Origin of the sequence: Lysobacter capsici (assembly GCF_018732085.1) — a bacterium.
In the GTDB taxonomy this organism is placed as follows: Bacteria; Pseudomonadota; Gammaproteobacteria; order Xanthomonadales; family Xanthomonadaceae; genus Lysobacter; species Lysobacter capsici_A.
The window spans coordinates 817,426-843,269 of sequence record NZ_CP076103.1 but is presented as its reverse complement, the minus strand read 5'-3'; the positions used below and the strand labels follow the sequence as shown (position 1 = coordinate 843,269).

Annotated in this window: 23 protein-coding genes, 2 tRNA genes and 1 pseudogene; 11 read left to right on the top strand and 15 right to left on the bottom strand. The window is 67.0% G+C overall.

What is annotated here, in order from left to right; all coding sequences use genetic code 11:
• Window positions 1-83: 83 nt before the first annotated feature.
• Window positions 84-2,588: an ABC transporter permease gene (locus KME82_RS03385; protein WP_215497276.1), complete on the bottom strand. Its 2,505-nt coding sequence runs from the start codon at window positions 2,586-2,588 to the stop codon at window positions 84-86.
• A 3-nt stretch (window positions 2,589-2,591) separates the two neighbouring features.
• Entirely contained in the window at window positions 2,592-3,326 is a 735-nt protein-coding gene (locus tag KME82_RS03380) for an ABC transporter ATP-binding protein (RefSeq protein WP_430538823.1), read from the bottom strand.
• Between the two features lie 287 nt (window positions 3,327-3,613).
• Here KME82_RS03380 and KME82_RS03375 point away from each other — a divergent pair, with 287 nt between their 5' ends.
• Window positions 3,614-4,270 (top strand): arylesterase, encoded by a 657-nt coding sequence (locus KME82_RS03375; protein WP_252255611.1) that lies wholly within the window; start codon window positions 3,614-3,616, stop codon window positions 4,268-4,270.
• Between the two features lie 493 nt (window positions 4,271-4,763).
• Here the strand turns inward: KME82_RS03375 and KME82_RS03370 are convergent, their stop codons facing one another.
• From KME82_RS03370 to KME82_RS03320, 11 genes are all read right to left on the bottom strand, one after another.
• Window positions 4,764-5,537: a Crp/Fnr family transcriptional regulator gene (locus KME82_RS03370; RefSeq protein WP_215497275.1), complete on the bottom strand. Its 774-nt coding sequence runs from the start codon at window positions 5,535-5,537 to the stop codon at window positions 4,764-4,766.
• A gap of 261 nt (window positions 5,538-5,798) precedes the next feature.
• Window positions 5,799-6,143: a RebB family R body protein gene (locus KME82_RS03365; RefSeq protein WP_215497274.1), complete on the bottom strand. Its 345-nt coding sequence runs from the start codon at window positions 6,141-6,143 to the stop codon at window positions 5,799-5,801.
• Window positions 6,144-6,266: 123 nt separating this feature from the next.
• Window positions 6,267-6,590 (bottom strand): RebB family R body protein, encoded by a 324-nt coding sequence (locus KME82_RS03360; protein WP_036109022.1) that lies wholly within the window; start codon window positions 6,588-6,590, stop codon window positions 6,267-6,269.
• A gap of 60 nt (window positions 6,591-6,650) precedes the next feature.
• Window positions 6,651-7,400 carry a hypothetical protein gene (locus KME82_RS03355; RefSeq protein WP_215497273.1) on the bottom strand — a complete coding sequence of 250 codons (750 nt, stop codon included), beginning with the start codon at window positions 7,398-7,400 and terminating at the stop codon, window positions 6,651-6,653.
• Window positions 7,401-7,661 (bottom strand): hypothetical protein, encoded by a 261-nt coding sequence (locus KME82_RS03350; protein ID WP_215497272.1) that lies wholly within the window; start codon window positions 7,659-7,661, stop codon window positions 7,401-7,403.
• 48 nt (window positions 7,662-7,709) lie between these two features.
• Window positions 7,710-10,001 (bottom strand): hypothetical protein, encoded by a 2,292-nt coding sequence (locus KME82_RS03345; protein ID WP_215497271.1) that lies wholly within the window; start codon window positions 9,999-10,001, stop codon window positions 7,710-7,712.
• 102 nt (window positions 10,002-10,103) lie between these two features.
• Window positions 10,104-11,036 (bottom strand): hypothetical protein, encoded by a 933-nt coding sequence (locus KME82_RS26500; RefSeq protein WP_252255610.1) that lies wholly within the window; start codon window positions 11,034-11,036, stop codon window positions 10,104-10,106.
• Window positions 11,037-11,109: 73 nt separating this feature from the next.
• A complete protein-coding gene (locus KME82_RS03335; RefSeq protein WP_036109032.1) occupies window positions 11,110-11,343 on the bottom strand; it encodes a RebB family R body protein in 234 nt (77 codons plus the stop codon).
• A 196-nt stretch (window positions 11,344-11,539) separates the two neighbouring features.
• The gene (locus KME82_RS03330) at window positions 11,540-12,097 is read right to left on the bottom strand and encodes an RNA polymerase sigma factor (protein WP_215497270.1); all 558 of its coding nucleotides are present in this window, start codon (window positions 12,095-12,097) and stop codon (window positions 11,540-11,542) included.
• 473 nt (window positions 12,098-12,570) lie between these two features.
• Complete coding sequence (locus KME82_RS03325; protein ID WP_215497269.1) at window positions 12,571-13,068, bottom strand: hypothetical protein; 498 nt, start codon at window positions 13,066-13,068, stop codon at window positions 12,571-12,573.
• Complete coding sequence (locus KME82_RS03320; RefSeq protein WP_215497268.1) at window positions 13,065-13,631, bottom strand: RNA polymerase sigma factor; 567 nt, start codon at window positions 13,629-13,631, stop codon at window positions 13,065-13,067. Before KME82_RS03320 ends, KME82_RS03325 begins: the two co-directional genes overlap by 4 nt.
• A gap of 242 nt (window positions 13,632-13,873) precedes the next feature.
• Between KME82_RS03320 and KME82_RS03315 the strand changes: the two genes are divergently transcribed.
• Window positions 13,874-14,197 carry a DUF6249 domain-containing protein gene (locus KME82_RS03315; RefSeq protein ID WP_215497267.1) on the top strand — a complete coding sequence of 108 codons (324 nt, stop codon included), beginning with the start codon at window positions 13,874-13,876 and terminating at the stop codon, window positions 14,195-14,197.
• 100 nt (window positions 14,198-14,297) lie between these two features.
• The gene (locus KME82_RS03310; protein ID WP_215497266.1) at window positions 14,298-15,332 is read left to right on the top strand and encodes a polysaccharide deacetylase family protein; all 1,035 of its coding nucleotides are present in this window, start codon (window positions 14,298-14,300) and stop codon (window positions 15,330-15,332) included.
• A gap of 93 nt (window positions 15,333-15,425) precedes the next feature.
• Here KME82_RS03310 and KME82_RS03305 read toward each other — a convergent pair whose 3' ends face one another.
• Window positions 15,426-15,860 carry an Lrp/AsnC family transcriptional regulator gene (locus KME82_RS03305; protein WP_215497265.1) on the bottom strand — a complete coding sequence of 145 codons (435 nt, stop codon included), beginning with the start codon at window positions 15,858-15,860 and terminating at the stop codon, window positions 15,426-15,428.
• 128 nt (window positions 15,861-15,988) lie between these two features.
• Between KME82_RS03305 and KME82_RS03300 the strand changes: the two genes are divergently transcribed.
• From KME82_RS03300 to KME82_RS03270, 7 genes and pseudogenes are all read left to right on the top strand, one after another.
• Window positions 15,989-16,351, top strand: a complete 363-nt coding sequence (locus KME82_RS03300; protein WP_215497264.1) for an antibiotic biosynthesis monooxygenase family protein — start codon at window positions 15,989-15,991, stop codon at window positions 16,349-16,351.
• On the top strand, window positions 16,311-17,024 hold the full coding sequence (locus KME82_RS03295) for a cysteine hydrolase family protein (protein WP_252255609.1): 714 nt from the start codon (window positions 16,311-16,313) through the stop codon (window positions 17,022-17,024). The genes KME82_RS03300 and KME82_RS03295 overlap by 41 nt, the downstream gene beginning before the upstream one ends.
• Before the next feature lie 931 nt (window positions 17,025-17,955).
• Window positions 17,956-18,025, top strand: a tRNA-OTHER gene (locus tag KME82_RS03290).
• Window positions 18,026-18,094, top strand: a tRNA-Ser gene (locus KME82_RS03285).
• 431 nt (window positions 18,095-18,525) lie between these two features.
• Window positions 18,526-19,656, top strand: a complete 1,131-nt coding sequence (locus KME82_RS03280; RefSeq protein ID WP_215497263.1) for a slipin family protein — start codon at window positions 18,526-18,528, stop codon at window positions 19,654-19,656.
• Window positions 19,657-20,737: 1,081 nt separating this feature from the next.
• Window positions 20,738-21,915 (top strand): annotated as a pseudogene (locus KME82_RS03275) (RtcB family protein).
• A 227-nt stretch (window positions 21,916-22,142) separates the two neighbouring features.
• Window positions 22,143-22,427, top strand: coding sequence for a hypothetical protein (locus KME82_RS03270; protein ID WP_215497262.1), 285 nt, complete (start codon window positions 22,143-22,145; stop codon window positions 22,425-22,427).
• A gap of 160 nt (window positions 22,428-22,587) precedes the next feature.
• On the opposite strand, the gene KME82_RS03265 is transcribed toward KME82_RS03270, so the two are convergent.
• Window positions 22,588-23,499 (bottom strand): DMT family transporter, encoded by a 912-nt coding sequence (locus tag KME82_RS03265; RefSeq protein ID WP_215497261.1) that lies wholly within the window; start codon window positions 23,497-23,499, stop codon window positions 22,588-22,590.
• A gap of 343 nt (window positions 23,500-23,842) precedes the next feature.
• Here KME82_RS03265 and KME82_RS03260 point away from each other — a divergent pair, with 343 nt between their 5' ends.
• On the top strand, window positions 23,843-25,264 hold the full coding sequence (locus tag KME82_RS03260) for a PLP-dependent aminotransferase family protein (RefSeq protein WP_215497260.1): 1,422 nt from the start codon (window positions 23,843-23,845) through the stop codon (window positions 25,262-25,264).
• Window positions 25,265-25,844 lie beyond the last annotated feature (580 nt).

The following is a 25,844-nucleotide window of genomic DNA, read 5'->3' as shown; positions in this document are numbered from 1 at the left end:
ATCCCTTCTCCCGCTCGCGGGAGAAGGTGGCCCGAAGGGCCGGATGAGGGCACGCGAACCTCAACGCAACATCCGCAGCCCACTCACCCCTGCAACTCACGCAACGTCACCGAAGGTGGCGCATCCAGCACCTTGCGCGTGGCGAACATGCCCGCCGCCAACGCCGCCAGCACACCCGCGCCGCCGCCAGCCGCGGCCATGCGCCAATCGAACTCCCACGGCAGGTCGAACACCTGCACCGCGACCACGCCGGCCAGCACCGACGCGGCAATCGCCGCAGTGAGCCCGGACAACAAACCGATCGCGGCGAATTCCGAGGCCTGCGCCAAGCGCAACTGCCGACGGCTGCCGCCGAGCACGCGCATCACCCCGCCTTCGAGCAGGCGTTCGTCCTGGCTGGCGCTCACCGCCGCCATCAACACCAGCACGCCGGCGACCAGCGAGAAATAGAACACCACCTCGACCACGGTCGAAACCTGATCGGCGGTACTGCGCACCTGCTTGAGCACCGCCTCGACATCGATCACCGACAGATTCGGGAAGCGCTCGACCAATTGCGAGGTGAAGCGGGTCTGCTGCGGCGGCACGCTGATCGCGGTGATGTAGCTGGCCGGATAGCCGTCCATCGATTCGGTGGAGGCGATCACGAAGAAATTCGGTTTGAAGCTCTCCCAATCGACCTTGCGCAGGCTGGTGATCCTGGCCTTGAAGCTTTGCCCGGCGATATCGAAACCAACCGTGTCGCCGAGCTTCCAGCCAAGGGTCTCGGCGAACCCTTCTTCGACCGACACTTCGGGCTGGGCGAGTTTTCGCGGCGCCCAGAACTGACCGTCGACCAGCTTGTTGTCCGAACGCAGCGTGTCGGCCACCGACAGATTGAACTCGCGCTCGGCCAGTTGCTTGGCGCGATCGCCGCGCTCGACGTAGCTCTCGCCGGTCACCGGCTTGCCGTTGTACGACACCAGGCGCGCGCGGATCATCGGGAACAAGGTCGGCGCGGGCAGTTTCTGCTCGGCGATGAAACCGCGCACGTCCTTGAGCTGATCGGGCTGCACGTTGATGATGAAACGGTTCGGCGCATCGGCGGCCAGCGCCAGTTGCCAGCGATCGAGCAGATCGGTGCGCACGAAGGTCACCAGCAACAAGGCCATCAAACCCAGACCCAGCGCCGAGACCTGGGCGATGCTGGTGCCGGCGCGACGGCTGACGTTGGCCAGACCGTAACGCAGGCTGCCGCGCAGGCGCGAACGCAGACGCCGCACCAGCACGATCATCAGCAAGGCCAGCAGCGCGAGCACCGCCAGGGTAGCGGTGATGCCGGCCAGCATGGTCAAGCCGAGCGTGACCGAACCGGCTTTCCACCACAGCAGTGCGCCCAGGCCGATCAGACCGGCCACGGCCACCAACCACGCGCTGGGCTCGGTCGGATCGAGATCCCGGCGCAGCACGCGCAGCGCCGGCACCCGGCGCAAGGCGAGCACCGGCGGCGCGCCGAACGCGAGCAGCACGACCAGACCGACGCCGAAGCCCTGCACCGCCGGCATCAAACCGGCGGCCGGAATCGACATCTTCAAGGACTGTTCCAGCCAGCCGCCGATCGCCCATTGCAGCCCGAACGCGAGCGCGACGCCGATCGCGCTCGCGATCAGACCGAGCAAGACCAGTTCGCCGACATGGATGCCGACCAGGGTGCGCTGACTCGCGCCGAGGCAACGCATGACCGCGGTGCCGGACAGATGCCGCTCGCTGTGACGGCGCGCGGCCATCGCCACCGCGACCGCGGCGAGCACCACCGACACCAGCGCGGCCAGGCCGAGGAAACGGCCGGCGCGATCGAGCGCCGAGCGCACTTCCGGGCGCGCATCGGCGATGGTTTCCAGACGCTGACCGCGACCGAGCGCGGGCTTGGCGTCGGCGACGAAACGTTCGACCGCATTGGCCGGACCGGCGACGACCATGCGATAGCGGATACGGCTGCCGGGCTGGATCAGGCCGGTCGCCGGCAGATCCGACAGATTGAGGAACACCTTCGGCGCGATGTTGAAGTAATCCAGCGACGCATCGGGTTCCTGTGTCACCAGCGCGGCCAGGCGCAGGCGCGCATCGCCCAGCGCGATCTCCTGCCCGACCTGCGCGCCGAGCGTGTCGGCACCGGCCTGGCTCATCCACACCGTGCGCGGCGCAGGCACGCCGGGCGCATCGCGTTCGGCCGCGCCCGCGCGATCGATGATGCGAAAGCTCCCGCGCAGCGGAAAGCCCGCGCCGAGCGCGCGCAGATCGCCGAGCTGCAAGCGCTCGCCGACCCGGATCATGGTCTGCAGTTCGGTCGCTTCGGCGTGGCGCAGTTGCGGCACCGACGCGGCCTCGCGCAGCTTGCCCTGGATCGGCTGATCGGCGCGGATCACCGCATCGCCGCCGAGCAAGCGATTGGCTTCGATCGCCAGCGCACGCTCGGCGCGATCGGTGACGAAACCGACCGCGGTCACCGCGAGCACCGCGAGGATCAGCGCCGCGAGCAGGATGCGGACGTCGCCGGCCTTGAGATCGCGGCGCAATTGCCGCCATGCCATCGAGAGAGTGCGGCCCATGCCTCAGCCCTGCACCAGGCGGCCGCTGTCGAGGCGGATGCGGCGATGGCAACGTTCGGCGAGATGTTCGTCGTGGGTCACCAGCACCAGCGTCGTGCCGGCGTCGGCGTTGAGTTCGAACAGCAGTTCGATGATCGCCTGACCGGTGTGAGTGTCGAGGTTGCCGGTGGGTTCGTCGGCGAACAGCAGCGACGGCCGGGTCACGAACGCGCGCGCCAGCGCGACGCGTTGTTGTTCGCCGCCCGACAGTTGGCGCGGGTAGTGATCTAGGCGTTGGCCCAGGCCCACCTTACTCAGGATCGCCTTCGCCGGCGCCTGCGCATCGCGATCGCCGCGCAGTTCCAGCGGCAGCATCACGTTTTCCAGCGCGGTCAGCGACGGCAGCAGTTGGAAGCTCTGGAACACGAAGCCGACTTTCTCGCTGCGCACGCGCGCGCGGCCGTCTTCGTCGAGCGCGGAGATGGTGTCGCCGTCGAGCTTGACCGTGCCGGTGCTCGGCGAATCCAGGCCCGCCATCAGCGACAGCAAGGTGCTCTTGCCCGAGCCCGAAGCGCCGACGATGGCGACGGTGTCGCCCTTGGCGATCGAAAAACCGACCCCATCGAGGATGACGAGCTCGCCCGACGGCAAGGGCACATGCTTGCCCAGGCCCTCGACTTCGAGCATCGCCACCCGCGATTTTGTGCGCAGCGCTTCAGCCTGCGGTTCATCGTGGTCTTTCACGATGCTGTCGGCCATGATCGAATCAGCCAGGTTGGAAGCTGCCATGATCGTCCTTCTGCTTGCCTCGCCGTAGTGTCGGGAGACGTTATTAAATGAATTTTAAGAGCTGGGATTTTAAGAGCCGGGATTTGCGCGACTCGACGCTGCAGCGCCGCGATGGCGCGGGCCACGCATCCGCATCGGCGATCCACGCAGGTTCGCCTGCTCATGCCCGCGGCCGCGCAATCGCGGCCACGAAACAAGGATATGCGGCATCGCGCGGCCCGGTTCAATGGGCCATCGGTCCTGGCCTGGGCGCGGCATTGCTCGCTTCGGCCCTGCTGCTGAGCGCTCTGGCCCCCTTGCAGGCGCAGCCCGCCGCGGCCTCGAAGGCCGCTGCCCGGCCCGCCGCGGCGGCGGCGACCAAGGCCGCGCGCACGGTGTTGTTCATGGGCGATTCGCTTTCGGCCGGTTACGGCCTGGCCGCGTCCGAAGGCTGGGTGTCGCTGACCGCCGAGCGCATCGCCAAGACCAAGCCGGGCTGGCGCGTGGTCAACGCCAGCATCAGCGGCGAAACCACCGCCGGCGGCGCCTCGCGCATCGCCGGCGAATTGCAGCGCAACCGGCCCGCGGTGGTGGTGATCGAACTGGGCGCAAACGACGGCCTGCGCGGCCTGCAACTGGCGCAGAGCCGGGCGAACCTGGAACGCATGATCCAGGCCGCCCAGGCGGCGAAGGCGCAGGTGCTGCTGGTCGGCATGCGCATGCCGCCTAACCTTGGCAAGGAGTACACGCAGGGCTTCGAGCGCAACTACCGCGAACTGTCGCAGAAGTACGCCACGCAGTTGCTGCCGTTCCTGCTCGAACCGGTGGCGATGGACCGCGCCGCGTTCCAGGCCGATAACCTGCATCCTATCGCCAGCGCGCAGCCCAAGCTGCGCGATCACGTGTGGACGAAGCTTGGGCCGATGTTGAAGTGAAGCTGGAGGGGTTGCCGGGTTGAGCGGCGGATTCGATCAGGCCAAGCTTCATGGCGATCTGAGCCGAAAGCGTCGGGGCTGAAGCCCCCCCCCCCACAAAAGCCGCCTGCAATCGCGACGACTTTTGTTATCGCAACGGCTTTTGCTGTTGCCCCCTTTGACAAAGGGGGCGAACGGCCGCGAAGCGGACGTGGGGGATTTGCTTTTGCTGTTGCTTCTAAAAGAAGCAACAGCAAAAGCAAATCCCCCCCTGCCCCCCCTTTTGCAAAGGGGGGAATGCTTCGGGATGCTTCAATGAGGTCGGCCGTAAATCGCGCTTCGGCTACCGGGCATAAGCTTGATGAGCTGCACGACTTGCGCACTTGCATCATCAGATGCCCGCACAACCATTCGATTCGCAGTTCAACCGCCTCAACCGCAGTCGCCGCAAACCGGATCGACTCGGCTGCAGCAACTCCGTGCCAGCGCCAGATAACCTCTCGCCACGAACCGCTCAGGCATTAGGCCGGGCCACCGCCGAGCGCGCGCGCAGGTTGGGCCGCTGCGCATCGCGCCCCAGGTAGGCCTTGCAGCGGAACTGATCGATGTCGTTGATGCGCAGGATGTTGCGCTTGCGGCTCACCAGACCGCTGCGATGCCAGGTCTGCAACTGCGCGTTCAATTTCGGCCGGCTGGCGTTGACCATGGCCGCGAGGATGCTCTGGGTCGGCGGCAGGGCGACTTCGAAATCGTCGCCGCGCTGACGCGATTGCGAACGCATCAACGACAGCAGATAACGCGCCAGGCGCGATTCCAGGCGATGCAGGCACATGGTCTCCAGGCTCTCCACCGCCTGGCGCAGGCGCACGCACAGCGAGGTGTGCGCGCGTTCGATCACCACCGGATCGGCGATCAGGCTGGCGAAATGCCGGCGCGACAGCAACAACACCCGGGTCGGGCTGTAGGCCACGGCGGTGAAGGTATGCGCATGGGTGTCGAGCAGCGGCATTTCGTCGACCGTCTCGCCGCTTTCGATGGTGTCGACGATCAGTTCCTGGCCGTCCGGGCCGTACAGCAGCTTGTAGATGCGGCCGTGCACGACGAAGGCGAGGAAGTCGCTGGAATCGTTCTTGAAGAACAGCGCATCGCCTTCTTCCAGATTCAATTCGGTGCAGTGGCGCGCGACGTGATCGAGCAACGTGGACGGCAGGCCGCGCAGCAGGCCGCAGCGGTCCAGGCCCCAACGGCGCCGGCGTACCGCGATGCTGTCGTCGAGTGTCAGGCACATAGCGGCGGCCACGTGCCGCGGCAGGCGGTGCAATGGGAGCGACCGATGCGGTCGCCGCGATCATGACGGCCGCGCCCGCGGCCGGTGGCACGTTCCATAACGCCCCCTGTGGACGTCTGCGTTCGGGGTCTGCGGCGAGTGCGACGTCCGGCAAGCGGAGCGTTCGTCTGCAGTTGTGGCGGCATTGCCACGATGCGCGTCTCGGCGGAGCCGGTACGATGCCGGCGCCTCGCGGCGGCCCGGCATCGGGTGCTGCGCGACTTACGGGCCGTACGGATTGGGAGGCGACTTGAACGACTTCAGCACGGTCATCAGGCTGGTCAGGTTGTCGGACACGCCGGTCTGGCCGATCTTTTCGGTGGCGCCCGCGGCGGCGGTGGTGTCGACGCTGTAGATCTGCATCACGCCCTGGTTGGTCGCGGCCAGCGCCAGCGTGTTCTGCTGCTGCTGCGAGGCGATCGAGTTCTCGAACAGGATGCCGGTGGAGTGCGCCGAAGCCTGGAAGATCGAACCCATCGCGAAGGCCGGACCTTCGGCGATGACCTTGACGTTGGACTGGGTGACGGCGTCGGTGATCTGGTTGTTGACGGCGGTGGGATATGCCATGGGGAAAATCCTCGTTTACGGTAATCGGGAAGCCTGCGGGCCCGGATGCGGGCTCGACTCAGGTCATGAGCGAGCCGGCATCCTCGACCCGGCCGATGCGGCCGGGTCTGGGCCGCGCGCGGCTCAGGGCTTGAACGCCTGCAGCACGGTCAGCAGGCTGGTGAGGTTGTCGGACACACCGGTCTGGGCGACCTTCTCGGTGGCGCCGGCCGCAGCGGTGGTGTCGAGGCTGTAGATCTGCATCACGCCCTGGTTGGCCGCGGCCTGCGCCAGCGTGTTCTGCTGCTGCTGCGCGGACACGGCGTTCTCGAACAGGATGCCGGTGGAGTGCGCCATCGACTGGTAGATCGAACCCATCGCAAAGGCCGGCGCTTCGCCGATGACCTTGACGTTGGACTGGGTGACGGCATCGGTGATCTGGTCATTGACAGCGGTAGGGAATGCCATGTGAAGCTCCTTGGAGTAGTGGGGTACGGCCGATGCCGTACCTAGCTGAAGAACGAGTCATCAATCGCGTTGTGAAGCCGATGCAGGCGCCTTGGCGGCATTGTTGTGGTTGTTGTTCTGATCGGGTTTTCCAGCGGTTTTGCCGCTGTTTTCCGTAGTGCCGCGCGACCCGTCCGAGGACGCGGAATCGGATTTCTTGGCCAGCAGTCCGCTGTCCTGCGCCGCGTCGATCACCGCCTGCAACTGGCTCGCGAGCGGGCCGAACTGTTGCTGGAAACAGGCATCGACTTCGCGCTTGATCAAGCCGGTCAGCTGGTCGGCGATCTGCGCGATCAGCGGATCGGTGCGCGGCGCCTGGCTGGCGCCGGCGGCGGTGCCGGCCGCCGGTTTGGGCGGGCGCAGGTCGTCGAGCGATTGCGCGCGCTCGACCGCGCCGAGCACCGCGGTTTCGGCGGCGCGCTCGGCGCGCGCATTGCCCAGCACGGTGGCCTGGGTGCGGCTGAGGTTCTGGTCGATCAGGTTCTGGATGCGTTGCCGGTCCAGGTCGATCACGCTGCCGGCCGGACGCCGCGCGGTGGCGCCGGCGGACGCCTGGGCCGCCTGGCTGGCCTGCATGCGCTGCTGCGCTTCGAGCATGGCGATCGCGCCGCGCACGCGGGCGCGCTCCTCGGCGCCCAGCTCGATCCCGAGCCAGTTGCGCGCGAACTCGGTCAGCTGCGCGTCCAGCGCGGTGGCGGCCGGGTCGGCGGCGGGCGCGGGTGCGGCCGCCGGCGTGGATGAGGACTCGGGCGTGGCTGCGGTGGCGGACATTCAGCGCCCCCCCAGCAGACGCGCCAGCGCCTGCAATACCTTCGGATCGGCCAGGCGCGCGATCAACTCCTCGAAGGTGCGGTCCAAGACCGGCGCGGTCGCCGCGTCCGGTTTCGCCGCGGACTCCGCGCCGCTCGGCGCCGCCGACTCGGGCGCTGGGGTCGGAGCCGCGGCCGGCGGGACCTGCACGGCCTGTGCGGCCGGCTGATCGAACAGACCTTCCAGTTCCTCGTGCAGCAAATAATGCAGGCTCTCGTCCATTGCGAACTCCGGTCTTACAAGGGATGCGATACGCAATGCGGTCGCCGATCAGGACGAAACGCTCTTGCTGCGGGTGACGGTGACCACCGAGGCCGGCGCCTTGTAGCCGGCGATCGTCGCGGTGGTCTGGCGCTTGCTGGTATCGGTCACCAGCGGCCCGACCGTGGTCTGCCAGTAGGCCGCCGAGATGCCGGTCACCAGGGCCTGCAACTGATCGCCGACACCGGGCGTGCTCTTTGCGGAGGTGTCGAACGGTGCGAGGTTGTAAGCCAGCAGCAGCACGCAGCGCAGGAATTCGTCCTGCACGTCGGTGTGCTCCACGCCCTGCGCATCGGACCCCAGCAGGTACGAGCGCCAGTTGATGAACACGTTGAGCACGCGCGCCAGCGCCGCGAACCACACGCTCGGCGAGGTATTGGCGCCGACCATCGCGGTGACCAGGGCCGAGAAATTGGCGTAGTTGGTGGCGGATTCCATCTTCGATGCGATCGGCGCGATCGCCGCGTCCAACAGGCCCGACAGGGTCGTCTGGCCCTGCTGCAGCAGGTCGGCCAGGGTCTTGGAGCCGCGCGCGAGGGTCATCAAACTGCCGACTTGATCGTCGCTGAGCGCCTGCAGGCCCATGAACATCACCGTGTCGGTCACCGTCTTGAGCAGATCGGTGTCGACATAGCCATCGAGGTGGCGGAAGCCGCGATTGAGCCGGTAGCCCTCGACCGAAGCGAACAGGCCGGACGCGCCGGTGATCGAATTGCTGCCCAGGTTGGTGTCGAAGGCGATCAGCGGATAGCGAGCGGCGACGAAACTGCGGTAGTAGTAGGCATGACCGAGGCGGAAGCCGAGCAAGGTGCTCGGGCCGGTCAGCAACTGGTAGTAGCTCTGGGTCTGCGTCGCGGGCGCTTGCGCCGGCACCGGCTGATCCAGCGCTTCGCACAGCGCCATCATGTTGCGCTTGCCGGCGTAGGCGACCAGTTCCTGGGTGCGCGCGCTGTTGCCGTCGTAGCGACGCAGGGTCAGGCCGTCGATGGTCAGCGAATCGTTGCGGAACATTTCATCGAACAGGCCCGACACGCCCGTGTCCTTGTGCGGATTCGTGCCGACGGTGCCGCGCAGATTCTCGTCGCGGCGGCCCTTCGCGGCGGTCCGGCAGGCCAGCACGTAGTCGGCATAGGCGCGATAGAACTTCGAGCCCGGCTGGAATCGCGAATAGGCGATCGCGTAGCCGATCGCCGAGCGGTTGTCAGACGACACGCCCATGCCTTCGCCGCAATGGATGTGGCTGACCAACTGCAGCGCGCGCGGTTGTTCGGCCGAGCCGAAGGACTGGGTCAGCGGCACCGACGCTGTGCCCAACTGGCCTGCGAGGAAGGAAAACAGCTCGCCGTAGTTGCCGACCTTGTTCTCGGTTCCGAGCAGGTCGATGCCGATCACCTCGGTCAAGCTGGGGTCGAGGAACAGCGGCAGGATCTTGGTGTTGAGTTCGTTCTCCAGCGCATTGTCGCCGGCATACACCGTCGCGGTATGCGCAAGCAGTTTGTAGCGGGTGCTGCGGCTCGTGTTGTAGGCGCCGAGCACCGCGTTGGCGATGCGGATTTCGTCCTCGCCCATCGCCAGCTGCGCGTACCCGATGCCTTCTTGTTCTAGGTAAAGCAGGCTCATCGCCATCCATTGCAGGTAGCGCTCCTTGCCACCGGGTTCGGCGCGTAGTTTCTTCATCGCGAACGAGCGCATGCGGTACGCATCGTCGAACGGCGTGTACTTGCTGGCGCTGTAGATCTTGGCGTTGAAATAGCGCAGCAGCGGCATCAGCGCTTCGATCGGCCGCTTCTGACCGGGCGGCGGGTCCAGGGCGAGTTGTTGGAGCGCGTTGCGCACGGTGCTGTACAGCACCGGGCTGGTGGCCACCGCGTCGCGCAGTACGTCCAGCTTGAGCTGGTCGGCCAGACACACGCAGGCGATGAAGATGTCTTCGGCGATGCATTCACCTCGCTCGTAACGCGAATGGTTGGGGCTGCCGGCCAGTTTGGCGAGCGGGTTGTCCTCTTCCATCAGCATCAACGCCTTGAGAAACAACGACAGGGCGCCGCGTTCAGGCTGCTGTTCATCGAGCGCGCCGCCGAACAGTCCGGCCAGCGTCAGTTGCTGGCCCTTGACTATCCTGACGGTGACATTGGCGTCGACCGTGCCGACCTCGCTGGGCACCTGATAGACGACCTTGAGCTCGATGGGGTCGGTCGCCACCGCCTGCGGGTTATCGACCGGCAGGATGCCGCCGAAGTGACTGTGGTAGTCGAAGCGATAGCTCGGCAGGGTGAGCGCCGGCAGCGAGAAGTAAGCCATGGTCGGGATCCTTTGCGGTTATCGCGGCAACACCGGGCCATTGCGCGGGCCGGTGCGGCCCGCGCGTGCGATGCGGCGAGTTGTGTGGGTGAACGAAGTCGGTCAGGGGCTCTTGCGGTTCTGCAACAGCGTCGAGTACTTGGCGATGCTCTGGTCGATGCGGTCGATCGCGAAGCCCGCCGATGCGGCTTCCATCGCGCCGGCCGCCGCGGCGACGGCCGCGGCCGCGCCCATGAAGATGTCGGTGGCGAGGATGCCCAGGGCATCTTCGGCGGCTTGTTCGACGTTGCCTTCGACCAGGTCCTGGGTCATCTGCTTCATCAGCACGCCCTGGCTGGCCAGCGCGATCTTGGTGACGCCGTCGAAATACGCCGCCGCCGATTGCGCGACCAGGCCGGCGGCCTGGCTGATCATCATGTCCGGACCGGTCGCGATCTGCGACGGCGCGTACGACGCGGTCTCGGCGTTGGTGAAGGTCACCGCCTGCACGATCTGCTTGTTCAAGGCATCGGTCGGCGCGTCGTTGCCGCCGCCGGCCTGGGCCAGGGCGAGACTGCGCGAGGTGGACAAGGGCGAGGGCGGCGGTTGCGACGGCGCGGCCGCGGCGGGCGATGCCGATGCAGCCGACGACGACGAGGGCGACGGATCCGATGCGGTCGGCGCGGCAGCGGGTGAAGCGGGCGCGGCGGCGCTGTCGTCGGCCGCGGGCGCGGATGCCGGCGCTGCCGGCGCGGCGCTGGCCGCATCGGTGGCCGCACTCGCCGGCACGGCGGCGGCGAGATCATTGGGGATGGTGGCCGCCGATGCGGTATTGGCCACATCCGCATCGCTGGGCGCCGCGGCAGCGGGCGTCGCCGGTGCGCTCGGCGTCGCTGCGGCGGGCGGGGTGGCGGGCGGCGTGGCAGGTGTCGCGGCGGGCGCGGCAGCGGCAGGCGAAGCCGGCGCGGAAGCCGCCGGCGCGCCGGCGGCGGGCGCAGCGGACGCATTGGCGGCGGCCGTCGTGGTGGGATTGTTGTTTCTGCCGAACCGTCTCATCGCATCGCTCCTGCGCGTCCGGACGGACGCATCCGCTCACTGCCCGTTCGCTCGCACGTCACCGCCGCGGGGCTCATGGCTTGTCACCGACCGCCATGATCATCTGCACCGCCTTGGACACCACCGCGCTGGAAATCTGGTTGAGCACCTGCTGACTGTGGACCGCGTTCTGCAGCGCCAGTCCGGTGGAGTGGCTCGATACCTGGTACAGCGAGGCGATGGCCTGCGCGGGCGCTTCAGCGACCACCTTGACGTTGGTCTGTGTGACGGCGTCGGTGATCTGCGAGTTGACGGGTGTGTCGGCCATGAGCCTGTCCTTGAAGAAGCGGTGGTGAGGGAATCGGCACCACCGGCGCCCATTGGCGCTGATCGGTGCTTCGTTCGTTATCGGTCTAAACGGTGGAACGCGGTCCTGTCAGCGTTGTGAATCGCGATTTGGCGACCACGGCCACAGCGCGGCGACCCGATGCGACACCACCCGAATCGATCGGCGCGATGCCACGTCAGTCGCGCGCCATCGCCGACTTGATCCGGTTGCGCAGCAGCTCCACGCGCTTGCGCGCGAGCGGCTGGTTGATGTGCAGCTTCTCGGCGATCACCGGGTACGGCAGGTCGTCGATGAAGCGATAAGCGAACAGGCGGCGCTGATCGCGGCTCAGGCGCGCGACCGCGTTGACCACGCGGCCGAGCTGCTGGTCCAGTTCCAGCTTCTGCAAGGCCGACAGGCCGTCGTGGGCGAAACCGTTGCTGTCGTTGTCGATGTCGCGATGACGGTCGAACACCTCGCGGTCGCGTCCGCGCCGGCGCACGCTGTCGAGAAACACGTGCCGAAGCACCACGAACAAGAACCCGCACGGGTCGGTGATGGTCTGCGGCGAGCGGCGCATGAACAGCAAGGCCTTGATCGCGGTATTGGCCAGCAATTCCTCGGCGCGATCGCGCTGGCCTTCGGCGAAACGGCGCGCGCGCGCTTCCAGTTCCGGCAGGCTGGCCCGCCACGCGTTGGCGAACATTTCATCGGCCGCCTTGAACTCGCCGCGATCCATCTTGGGACGTTCCATCTGTCGTCTCTCCTGTTTTGAAGCATGTGCAGGCGAGTCTGGTGACGGGGTCCGACGATGGCTGTTACTTGGGTGACACGCGCCGACGGCTAGGCGCGGCGAACTGCGCACCCCGTCGCTATACCGAAATACAAGTGGTTTTTCGCCGTCGCGCGCGAGCTGACGAATGCACTCGCGTCCTGTGCGAGCGCCTTATCGCGTTGCGCGCGCGTGTGCGAAGGGCACGGTCGTTCGCGCGCGGCACGCGCGGCAGTCGGTGCGTTGGGGCGTCGGCGTTCGCGCGCCGGATCGGGCGGCGCGCGAGCCGCGGGCGGCGCGTCGAACGCGCGACGCCGTCGCGCGCGGCGATCGGGACGATCGAACCGCGCGAGAGGCTCATGGACGGGCGGCCGCAACGGCCGGCCGCATCGAGGCTGCGGGCCTACGGCCCCTCAGCGATCACTCAAAGCCATAGAGGCAGCGGACCGCGGACCTCAGGCTGCGTGTCCTGCGCGGTCGCGGTCCAGGCCGAGCACGCGCGCAACGCCGTCCCAGCCCCAGGTCACCGCGCAGCAGGCGGCCACCACCGGGCCCCACGACACGGTTCCCTGCGGCATCAGCTGCAGCAGGCCCGGCAGCCAGTTCGGACTGCTCTGCCAGGCGAAAAACACCCCCAGCACGACCAGCCCGCCGAGCAGCAACTGCTGCAGATAGCGTTCGACCCGATCGTTGGTGCTGGCGACGGCCTGCGCGCGGCGCGCGACCTGTTCGGCGAAACCGAACGGGATCGGCTCCATTACCGGCGCGCGCAGCGCGCGGGTCAGCAGGCGGTACTGGGCCAGGCGCGGATCGTCGCCGGCCATCGGCGCGCCGGCGCGTTCCTCGCGCTGGGCGCGTTCCTGCAACTGCCATTCGCGCTCGATGCGCGGGTCGTCGAACCCCGGCGCGGCGGCGCGGTCGCTGGCGGTCTTGTCGTTGTAGGTCTTGCTCATGCGAATTCTCCCAGCCGGGCTTCCAGGCGCTGACGCAGTCGCGCCCGGGTTCGGAACAGGTGGCTCTTGATCGTACCTTCGGCCAGGCCGGTCATGGCGGCGATCTCGCCGATGGGTACTTCTTCCAGGTGATACAGGGTCAGCAGCGTGCGCTGCAACGGCGGCAGCGCCTCGATCTCGGCGTGCAGGCCGGCGGCGACTTCCTCGTCGGCGCAGGCCGCCTCCAGGTCGAAGCCGTCGCTGACCAGGTCCAGCGGCGACAGCGCGTCCTCGTCGTCGGCCACTTCCACGATCGGAATGCGCTTGCGCTCCAGATGGCGCTTGGCCACCGAGTAGGCGACCTGGCCGATCCACGACTTGAGCGCGCTTTCGTGGCGGTACTGGTGCAGGCACTGATGGACGCGCAGGAACGCTTCCTGACACAGCTCGCGGGTGTCGTCGGGGTGGCGGACCATGCGCTGGATGATGTGCCAGCACAGCCCTTGGTACTCGCGGACCAGGCGCTCGAAAGCGCCCGGCGTCTGGGCGAGCACGGCAGCGACCAGGCTGCGGTCGTCGTTCATGGTGTGGGACCGGTCATCGCACTGAGGATGCGGGCCAGGCGCCGACGGTTGCAGTGGCGGTCGCACCGATGTGCGAATGATACCTGTCACCCCTGCCGGGCCCGGGCCGGCGCCGGGTCGGGATCGCGGCAGGCCGGGCACCCGCCGGCCCATGGCGCCGGCGGGCCGGACACCGGGCTGCAACCGATCGCCGCGGCCCCGTATCCATTGCACCGAGACCCGAACCCACCGAGACTGCCGCCATGCCTGGAATCCTTGTCCCCATCACCCTGTTCGTCTGCATCGTCTTCGCGATCAAGATCGTCGTCGAGGCGCGTTTCCGCAACAAACTGCTGTCCACCGGCGGCGCCGAAGAGCTGTTGCGCTCGATGGCCCGCGACGAAGACATCCGCCGCCGCCACGGCGCGTTGCGCTGGGGCATCGTCATGGTCCTGCTCGCGGTCGGCTTCGGCATCATCGAAGGCGCCGGCTGGGACGATGCGACCCCCGGCACGATCGCGGTGCTGCTCGGCGCGGTGGGGCTCGGCAATCTGGCCTACTACTTCATCTCGCGCAAGCTGGACTGACGTCGCAACTTCGCGCCTTGCGCGCCGATCCGGGACGCATGGCGGTTTGCAGGCGGCACGGAGGCGGCGATGATCGCCGCTTCCCGTCCCGGAACCGCGCATGCGCCCGCCCACCCCGTCCCCTCGCCCGCCCGGTCGCCTGCTGGCGCCGCTGCTGGCCTCCGTATTGCTCGCCGCGCAGCCGCTGGGCACCGCGATCGCAACCCCTGATGCCCACACGCATGCGGATCGGGAGAAGACCACGCCCGATCGCCGCATCGTCATGACCGTCGACGACCTGCCCTGGGTGCAGTTGCCGGGCATCAGCACCGCGCAGGCGCTGCCCGGCCATCGCCGCCTGGTCGCGGCGATCAAGCGCGCCGGCATTCCCGCGATCGGCTTCGTCAACGAAGGCAAGCTCGAACACGACGGCAAGCTGCAGGCCGACCGCCTGGCGATGCTGAGCGACTGGCTCGATGCCGGCGCCACCCTGGGCAATCACACCTACGCTCACGCCGACCTGCACGCGGTCGGCCTGCCGGCCTATCAGGACGACATCCTGCGCGGCGAACGGCAACTGCGGCCGCTGCTGCAGGCGCGCGAACAACAACCGCACTGGTTCCGCCATCCCTACCTGCGCGCCGGCCGCAGCGCGCAGGACAAGGCCGCGCTGGAACGCTTCCTGAGCGAACACGACTACCGCATCGCGCCGGTCACGGTCGACAACTCCGACTGGATCTGGGCGGGCGCGTACCTGCATGCGACCGACGCCAAGGACGCCGGCAAGCTCAAGGCCCGGCTGCGCCGCGACTACATCGCCTACATGGGCGCGAAAATCGACTACTACGAACAGCAGTCGATCGACCTGCTCGGCTACAACCTGCCGCAGATCTGGCTGATCCACGCCAACGCGCTCAACGCCGACACTTACGCCGACTTAGTCGCGATGGTGCAAAAGCGCGGCTATCGCTTCATCGGCCTGGACGAAGCCATGCGCGATCCGGCCTACCGACGCGCCGACGCCTACACCGGCCCGGCCGGACCGAGCTGGATTCACCGCTGGGCGATCGGCGAGAAGAAGCCGAGGAGTTTCTTCGGCGACGAGCCCGAAGTGCCGGCCTGGGTGATGACGCTGGCCGATCTGGAATCCGAATAGTCCGCCTCGCCGTCGTATCGACGCGCGCCGCGTCCGTCCGCGCAACCGGCAGGTGACGCGGCGCGGGCCACGACTGCGCGACTAAAGGCGCGACTACAAACGATCCAGCGCCGTGCGCAGCACCGGAATCGTGGTCACGTCGTCCACGCCCTTCATCGCCGCGACCTGTTCGCGCAGATCGGCCAGTTCGCTCGGCGTGCGCGTCTCCACCAGCACCATCAGGTCGGTCTCGCCGGCCACGCTGTGGACCAGCCGTACCTGGGTCAGCTCGACCAGCAACGGCACCACGTCGTCGCAGCTGAAGCCCTCGCCGTAACGCAGCAGCAACCACGCCCGCAGCGGATCGCCGCCGCTGCCCAGACGCACCGTGTACTGCGCGATCACCCCGCTCGCTTCCAGCCGTTGCAGCCGCTCCTGCACGCTGCTGCGCGACAACGCCACCGCCTTGGCCAGCGCCACCGTCGACAGCCGCGCGTTGTCCTGCAGCAGCGCGATCAGCTTGCGGTCCACTTCGTCCAGGGTCTTCATCGGCGGCGGCTCCGGTCGGGCGGCGCGTGTGGATGCCCGGCGGCGCCGGGCGAGACCGGCATTGTGCCGGGTTGAGACCGGCGCGGGCGAGCACGCACAGTGACGGCGGTTCCCCACCCGGCCCGCCGATGTCCACCTCCGCCTTCGCCGACCTGCCCGCGCCGCCGTACTACGCGGTGATCTTCTCCTCGCAACGCAGCGCGCACGACGATGCCGGCTACGAGCACGCGGCGACGCGCATGGTCGAACTGGTGCGGCAACAGCCCGGGTTCCTGGGTTTCGAATCGACCCGCGGCGCCGACGGCTTCGGGATCACCGTCGCCTATTTCGACAGCGAACACGCGATCCGCGCGTGGCGCGAGCACGCCGAGCACACGGTCGCGCGCGAGCTGGGGCATCGGCTGTGGTACCAGCGCTTCGAGCAACGCGTGGCGATCGTGCAACGCGCCTATGGCGGGCCGCGGCGCGAGCGCCCCGACGGCGACGAGTGAACGGCTCGTCGACATGCGCCATCCCGGATCGTCGCCTCGATCCGTCGGGCCAGCCCTCCGCGCACCCCACGCATCGCCTCAACCCAATCAACGCAACAGGCAACTACCCATGATCGATCCGCAGCGCGCCGCCCTGATTCCCATCGACGTACAACGCGGCTTCGACTATCCGCCGTGGGGTCCGCGCAACAACCCGCAGATGGAAGCCAACGGCCAGCGCCTGCTGCATGCCTGGCGCGCGCGCGGCCTGCCGCTGATCCACGTGCGCCACGACTCCGTCATCGACGCATCGACCCTGCATCCCTCGCATCCGGGCCATGCGTTTCGCCCCGGCTTCGAGCCGCTCGCCGGCGAAACGGTGATCGGCAAGTCGGTCAACGCCGCCTTCATCGGCACCGACCTCGACTTGCGCCTGCGTCGCCGCGGCATCGACACAATCGTGCTGTTCGGCATCAGCACCGACATGTGCGTGTCGACTACCGCGCGCGTCGCCAGCAACCTGGGTTATCGCACGCTGGTGATCGCCGATGCGTGTTTCTGTTTCGACCTGGTCGACGCCGATGGCTCGGTGATCGCGGCCGATGCGGTGAGTCGCGCGCATCTGGCCACGTTGCGGGCGGAGTTCGCCGAGGTGATGAATGTCGACGACATCGTCGCAATGATCGCAGCTTGACGGCACCGTCGCGATCATCGTGACCGACGGCACCTTCGCGCCGACGCCGCCCGAAAACCTCGACGCGCTTGCGCGCCTGTCTCCCTCTCCCGCTTGCGGGAGAGGGCCGGGGTGAGGGAACGAGTCGAAGTAAAACCCTCCAGCTCGTCATTCCCGCGAAGGCGGGAATGACGGTGTGGAGGGTTATGTCTGCATCGGAACCGGTGTCGGTGTCGGTGTCGGTGTCGACGTAATTGTCGGCGTGGATACGAGCACCGACATCGAAGCCCGAACATTCCAACGCTCCTCATTCACGACAGAGCAACTCACCCATCCCAAAACAAAAACCACTCACAACACGACGAACGGTCTTGCATATCGATTTTCCCGCGCGTATTGTTCGCGCCCATCGTCCTAACCACTTCAGCGAACCGACCGCCTCCCATGCATTTCAACGCCTACATCGCCAAGCAGAACGCCACCGGGCCCGCGCGCCTGGGCATGCGCGACTGCGCGCGGTCGCAGCGCGGTCGCATCGACTTTCTGCACCTGCCGGACTGACTCCCTTTGCCACGGGAGATCGGTCGCCCCGATCTCCCGAGGAACGCGAACGCCCTCGGTTCACCACCGGGGGCGTTTTCGTTTCAGCGCTCGCAAAGGAATCGTCGTAAAAACCCCTTGAAACGCCATCCGCACAAGACCCCGAAGCATCGCAGTCTCAGGGGTCAGGCCGTCGAGGCGCTTGCAGCGCTGTACCCCGGTGCTTCGGTACGGGCGGTGCGTGCGTGTGGCAACGAACGGGCGCTTGCGCCCAACTCATTGCCATGTGGCGACACACGGCAATACGCAGCATCCGATGAAACGCACTACAGCGGTACGGGTTTGCATCCCGTCCGGTGCGCGCGGCACTGCCGTGGCGTATGCCGAAGTGCGTGGATGGATGCTGCTTCCCGGGAAGGTAGCTCAGCCAGGTAGAGCAGCGACCAGTGCGCAGGTCGTCGGTTCGAATCCGACCCTTTCCATTGGATATAGCTCAGTCGGTAGAGCGCGGCTTGATGCTGTGGTCGCGGGTTCGAGTCCCGTTATCCCAAACTGCCTTCCAGCAGTTCGCAAGGAACGAAAGTTCCAACCCAGGAAACGCCCCGTGCGGTAGTTCGCCAGGCATCGCTGATACAGGACGCGCAACGGACACCGCAGCGACGGCATCGCCGGCGGACCCACGCCCGCAAGGCAAAGGAACGGCGCGGCACCCGCATCGCGACAAGGAGCGTCACGATGCCCGGCCGCACCGGCTCCGCGCCCAGCACGCGCGGGTTTCGCGATGTCGACGTCAAGGGGCGTTTCCAACTTGTTCCGTTCGCCGCTCCGTACGGCGAATCCCATACCAGGTTGCGTGCGCATCGCGTACGCGACGATGCACCGCTGCGCCTTCGCGCAACGCCACCGGCGCTATCGCGACAACCGATTCGGTCGCGACGGCCATCACCACGGATCGGACCACCGGAACCTCAAGGAGAGCGTCATGTTCTGGATCAAGAAGGTCGTGGTCGGCGATGCCGAGCGCGTCCTGGTTTACCGCAACCGCCGCATCGAGCGCGTGCTCGGCCCCGGCGTGCATCGCATCGGCGACTTCAAGCGCGAGCTCGAACTGTCGCTGCATTCGATCGCCAACGCCGAATACACCGGCCGCGACACCGAGGCGTTGATCGCCGGTCTCGGCCCGCGTCTGCAGAACCACTTCGTGCTGGCCGACCTGGGCATGCAGGAGATCGGTTTGATGCTGCGCAACGGCCGCGTCGCCGATGTGCTGCCGCCGGGCACCCGCCGTCTGTACTGGAAGGGTCTGGCCGAGATCGCCATCCACACCGTCGCGCTGAGCGACGGTCTGGAAGTCGAGCGCGACGTCGCCAACGCGCTGCGTCAACTCAGCTACCTCGACAAGGTCGCGGTCGCCGGCGTGGTGCCGACCCAGTCGGCCGGCCTGTTGTTCGTCGACGGCACGTTCGTGCGTCGTCTCGAGCCGGGCGCCTATGCGTTCTGGAACGTGCGCAAGAACGTCGCAGTAGAAGTGATCGAGTTGCGCGTGCAGTCGATGGAGGTCTCGGGCCAGGAATTATTGACCCGCGACAAGGTGTCGCTGCGCGTGAACCTGGCCGCCAGCCTGCGCGTGTCCGACCCGGCCGCCGCGCGCATCCAGGTCGCCAAGTACCTCGACCACGTCTATCGCGAGTTGCAGTACGGCCTGCGCAAGGCGGTCTCGGCCAAGACCCTGGACGAACTGCTCGGCGACAAGGCGTCGCTCGATGCCGACATCTTCGGCTACGTGCGCGGCCAGGCCTCGCAGGTCGGCGTGGAGGTGCTGGGTGTCGGCGTCAAGGACGTGATCCTGCCGGGCGAAATGAAGGAGATCCTCAACGGCGTGGTGCAGGCGGAGAAGACCGCGCAAGCCAACGTGATCCGCCGCCGCGAGGAGGCGAACGCCACGCGCAGCCTGCTCAACACCGCCAAGCTGATCGAGGAAAGTCCGGTGCTGATGCGTCTGAAGGAACTCGAGGTCCTGGAAAAGATCACCGAGAAAATCGACAAGTTGACCGTGTTCGGCGGTCTGGAGGGAGTCATGAAGCAATTGGTCAGCCTGAAGGGCAACGGCTGAACGCAGGACCGGACGGCGTCGCCGTCCGGATTCCGATAGCGCGTCGGCCGTAAGCGAAAACGCGAAGGCCGCTCCGGTGGAGCGGCCGATATGTCGCGCCGGGCAACCGGCGTGACGCTATCTGTCGGAAAGAATTTGTATGCGTAACGATATGTACAAAGTGATCGTCGAACGGCCACGGCGCGGCGGCGGCAATACGCCGCGCGCACGTCCGCCGCGCGATCTTGAAGACCAACCGAGCCACGAAGCGATGAAGTACCGCTATGGCAATCGCAAATGGCTCAACGAAAACTTGCGCCCCCTGCAACGCTACCTGCAAGGCCAAGTCGGGCGGCGCTGGGATTTCGTCTACTCGGAACTGTGCGCGCGCGTGGATCGGCGCAATACCGTGCAACAGCACATCCACCTGCACCTCGAGGATTTCGTCGCGATGCAGGTGTTCGATATCAAAGGAACGAGGTATGTGATGCAGAACTGGCGCGGTCTGCAACCGCTGGCCGAAGCCCGGCACGAGCTGTACGTGGACCCGGACAATGGTTGCCTGATGCGCAACGAAGCGGCGATCCGCCTGAAGATCGAGCGCCATCGCGAGCATCGTCTGGCGGCGCATGCGCGTCAGGCCGAATGGGAACCGGGCGTACGCAAGCTGGACGCCACCACCCAACTGCGCCGGATCGATGGCATCTGGTATCGGATCGAATTGATGCCGATGCCTGAGCCGCCGATCTCTCCCGGTCCGGAACGCAGGCCGCGCACGTTGCCCAGAACCGACGTCTACGACGCGGTGATGCATTGCCTGGCCAAGAACTGCGCCAGCGCGCGTGGCGCAGGCACGCGCGTCTGCCCAGAACTGCAGCTGCCAGGCCGATTGCGAATACCTGAAGAACTGCGCCAGCGCGCGCTGGCGCATGTACGGCACCAGCGCGGTCTATGCCCATCGAAAGCTGCAGCTCAGCCAGGCCGAATTGAACGAACACTCCAAGACGACACGCACGCCGCGCTCGTCGTACGCGCGGCGCCGGTACGAACGCGCGCCGGCGCGCCACCGCGCGCCGTACGCGCGTCGCAAGGACTATTCATCATGAACACTCCAAGTTACGAACTACTGCACGCCGACAAGGCCGGTCAAGCCGGGTCGGGTGCCGGTGCGGCTGGCCGCGTGGACCCTGCGGGCAACTGCGCCCTGCCGCCGTCGGGCCTGGGTCGGTGATGGACGTCCATCTGGCCGCGGGTCGGCCGACCCGCGGCGCGATCATCCCAGCCGCGGTCGGTGTCGACCTCGGCTGCGGCATGGCCGCGGTGCGGACCACGCTACGGGCGGAGCAATTGCCCGACAGCCTGGCCGCGCTGCGCTCGGCGATCGAGCGCGTGGTCCCGGTCGGCAACGGCCGCGGCGGCGAACATCGCAAGCGTCCCGACCGCATCGACACTCGGTTGGCCCAGTCCGGACTGGCCGGGCAACTCGATCGCATCCACGACAAACACCGCAAGCTGCGCACCGACAAGTTCGACAAGCAGATGGGCACGCTCGGCGGCGGCAACCATTTCATCGAAGTGTGTCTGGATGAAGCCGGTTTCGTCTGGGTGATGCTGCATTCGGGTTCGCGCGGCACCGGCAACCTGATCGGCAGCTACTTCATCGAACTGGCCCGGCGCGAACTGGAAAAGCGCGTGCTCGGCTTCCACGTCCCGGACCGCGACCTGGCCTTCTTCCTCGAAGGCGAACCGCTGTTCGACGACTACGTCGAAGCGGTTTCGTGGGCGCAGGACTACGCCCGCCACAACCGCGAGGCGATGATGGAGCGGGTGCTGCACGCGATGCGCGCGCAGTTGCCCAAGTTCCAGTTGGAGAAGACCGCGGTCAACTGCCACCACAACTACGTGCAGCGCGAGGACCATTTCGGCGAATCGTTGTGGGTCACCCGCAAGGGCGCAGTCAGCGCGCGCGCCGGCGAGCTCGGCATCATCCCCGGCAGCATGGGCGCGCGCAGCTACATCGTGCGCGGCAAGGGCAACGCGGACAGCTTCCACAGCTGCAGCCACGGCGCCGGCCGGGTGCTCAGCCGCACCCAGGCGCGGCAGCAGATCACCCTCAAGCAACACCGCGAAGCCACGGCCCACGTGGAATGCCGCAAGGACGCGGCGGTCATCGACGAATCGCCGGCGGCGTACAAGCCGATCGAAGCGGTGATGGCCGCGCAGGCCGATCTGGTCGAGGTGGTCCACACCCTGCGCCAGGTGGTCTGCATCAAGGGTTGAAGCGCGCATCGTTGCGCTTGCGACGCCGCCTTCGGGCGGCGTCTTTTTGACCGCGACGGCCGGGCGTTCTCCGCCTTTCGGCGGAGACGTCGACATCGAGTGAATTTCGAACGCGCGTTTGCGACATCGCTCGCGCTTTGTCTGTGCGCTGGCGACTTTTCGTAACCCCTTTGGAACGCAAAACCGATATCGTCCTAATGCAAGAGCAATGCCAACGGACTTCGCTCATGAGCTATCGCCATCTCGACAGGCTGTCTTCTGAGCGCGCCGATCACGAGTGCGAACCCTGCCTGTCGGCGGCCGCCGCTGCGGCCGCGGTCTCGCATCGCACCCGCGAACTGGCGATCACCTACGGCATCGGCGCACGCCTGCATCACGGCGAACGCCACTGGGACGATATCCGCGAGGAACTCGCACGCGGCTGGGATCGGCTGCGCGGCAACGACCGGGTGCCGTGGCAGAACGTCGAAGGCGATGTCGAAGGCGCATGGCGCCTGGTGCTGGCCGACTGAACGTCGTACGTCGCCGCTGTAGCGACGCCTTAAATTCCCCGCCGGCGCCTCCCTGCGCCGAACGAGCAGAACAAACGCCTGCTGATCCACGCGATTGCGCGAACCGGGTCGAGTAAATCTTGCATCGCGATAGTGGGCATCGCGACAGCTAGCGGGCCGCTCAGGCGCCGACCGCCACCGGGCGACGACGCCATTGCCATTTCAGGTTGACCCCGAGCGTGCCGAGCACGATCAGCGCCACGCCCACACTTTGCACCGGCGCCAGCGTGCGTCCATAGACGAGGTAGTCGAGCAGCAAGGCGATCACCGGGTAGATGAAGGCCAGCACGGCGATGGTCGCGACCTGCAATCGCGGGTAAGACGAATAGAACAGCACGTAGCACACGCCGCTGTGGATCAGGCCCAGGCCGGCCAGCCAGAACCAGTGACTGCCCGGCGTCCACACCGCTGCGTAGTCGGCGAACGGCGCGAGCATCGCCACGCCGACCAGACACTGGATCAGCACCACCGCGAACGGCCGCTCGCGGCTGATCCGGCGCGACAGCAGCAACGAAGCGCCGCACAGGATCGCCGCGACGAAGGTCAGGCCGACGCCGATCAGATAGCCGCTGCCGGCGCTGTTCCACAGCTTGAACGGATCGGCCGAACACAGCACGCCGACGAAGGCGATCGCGGTCCAGCCCAGGTCGGCGGCGCGGGTGCGCTCGCCGTAGAACATCGCCGCCATGCCCAGGATCACGAACGGGAAGAAGTGATAGACCATCGTCGCCACGCCGATCGACGAACGCGCCATCCCGGCGAACAACGCGACCCAGTTCAACACCAGCAACACGCCGCTGACGATCGCCGAGCGGATCAGCGCGCGCTCGCCGAGCAGCCCGCGGAACAGGCCGCGCGCCGATCCCCACACGATCAGGAACGCGCAGCCGAAGATGCAGCGGAACAGCACCGCGGTGATCGCGTTCTGGCCGCTTTCGTGGACGAACACGCCGACCGAGCCGATCAGCAGTTCGGCGATCAGCAGCTGGATCAGGGCGGTGCGCGATTCGGCGGGCGTGGCGCTGGGGCTCATGGCGGTCGAAGCGCGGGACGCTTCGCTGGCAGTGGGAGGCTCAGGTTAGGGCCGGGCCGCGGACCGATACAGATTCAGTTAGGATGGATTTTGACCGGTACAGTTTCATCGTCCCCAGACACCGGACAGTTCCCTCTCCGGCTTGCGGGAGAGGGTTAGGGTGAGGGCAGCAAGATCAGGCCGAAACCAGCAGTGCCGTGTCGGATTTGTCTGCGAATTTGTCTGTCGCGAACTCTGGTTGCAGTTACGCCGCTGCGCCCAGACCCTCACCCCACCCCCTCTCCCGCACGCGGGAGAGGGGCTTTCCATCGCTCGTGTTACATCGCCACCACCGGAACGCGTCATGACCCACGATCTTCTCTACGAACGCCTAGCCGATCGCATGCGCCGCCAGATCCAGCGCGGCGTGCTGCGCGCGGGCGAGCGCCTGCCCTCGCTGCGCCGGCTCGGGCGCGATCAACGCATCAGCCTGGCAACCGCGGTCGAGGCGTATCAGCAACTCGAACGCGAAGGCCTGATCGAAGCGCGGCCCCGTTCGGGTTACTACGTGCGATCCGCACCGGCCGCGCCGTCGCGTGGGTCGCGCGCGCGGCATCTGTCGCGCACACCGATGCCGGTGCGCAATCCGGCCCTGCTCGGCGTGCTCGACGTGCAGTCGCGGCGCGACCTCGTCCCGCTGCATACCGCGACCCCGGCCTCGTCGCTGCTGCCGACCGCCGCGCTGGCCGCCTCGGTCGCGCGCGCGATGCGCCGCGACCCCGAAACCGCGCTCAGCTACACCGTTCCTCAGGGGCTGCCGCAACTGCGCGAACGCATCGCCGAGCGTTACGCGCAATGCGGCGCCGAGATCGACCCGGACGAAGTCATCATCACCGCCGGCGCGATGGAAGCGATCAGCCTGACCCTGCGCACCGTGACTCGCCCCGGCGACATCGTGATCCTGGAAACGCCGACCTACCACGGCCTGCTGCAAGCGGTCGCCGCGCACGGCCTGCGCGTGCTGGAACTGCCGAATCACCCCGGCCGCGGCATCGACCCGGCGCAACTGCGCGAATTGCTCGAACGCCACGCGGTGCGCGCGGCCTTGCTGGTGCCGAGTTTCAACAACCCGCTCGGCAGCCTCACCGGCGACGACGCCAAGCGCGAGATCGTCGCGGCCTGCGCCGCGCACGGCACCGTGGTGATCGAAGACGATCTGTACGGCGAACTGGCGTATTCGGGCGAGCGTCCGCCGCCACTGCGCCGTTACGACGACGGCGAGCATGTGGTGACCTGCAGTTCCTACTCCAAAACGCTGGCGCCGGGCCTTCGGGTGGGCTGGATGCTCGGTGGACGGCGGCGTTCGGAATTGCTTCGCACCAAGAGCTTTTCGACCGTGGCCACCGCGACCTTGCCGCAGATGGCCTTGATCGATTTCCTCGCCCGCCACGACATCGAGCGCGGCTTGCGCCGACTGCGTCGCGCGCTGGCGGGCAATGCGCAGGCCTATCGGCAGGCGGTGCTCGACTACTGGCCCGAAGGCAGTTGCGTATCCGAGCCGGCCGGCGGAATGACGCTTTGGGTCGAACTGCCGCCGCAAGTCGATGGTCAGGCCTTGTTCGAGGCCGCGCTGGCCAAGGGTGTGGGCATTCTGCCGGGGCATCTGTTTTCCAACCGCGGCGATTACACCCATCACGTGCGGCTGGGGTGTGGGCACGCGTGGGACAAGACGATCGAGTCGGCGCTGCGGGTGGTGGGTGAGGCGGCGAAGCGGTTGCAGGGTTGAAGGCGATGTGAGCGGTCTTCATCGGAGGTCTTTTGTGGGAGGGCTTAAGCCCCGACGCTTTTCTTTCAGCCGAGTCGATAGCACCGATCATCTTGGTGATCTGAGCCGAAAGCGTCGGGGCTGAAGCCCCTCCCACAAGAGACCTCGGACGATCGGATGGTCTGTGGTTTAGACAATGCTTCGGGCAAGCGTCGCGATGAAGCTCTGCCCTCGCCTTCGCGGCAATGACGGAAGCAAAAGCAAATCCCCCACGTCCGCTTCGCGGCCGTTCGCCCTCTTTGTCAAAGGCGGCAACAACAAGGGCCGCTGCGATTCGATCCTAGATCGCGCGCAATAAAAAAAGCCGCACAAGGCGGCCTTTTTCGTGAACTTTTACATCCCAGCGCATCTAAAACCGAATCCCGAATCCCGAATCCCGAATCCCGAATCCCGAATCCCGAATCCCGAATCCCGAATCCCGAATCCCGAATCCCGAATCCCGAATCCCGAATCCCGAATCCCGAATCCCGAATCCCGAATCCCGAATCCCGAATCCCGAATCCCGAATCCCGAATCCCGAATCCCGAATCCCGAATCCCGA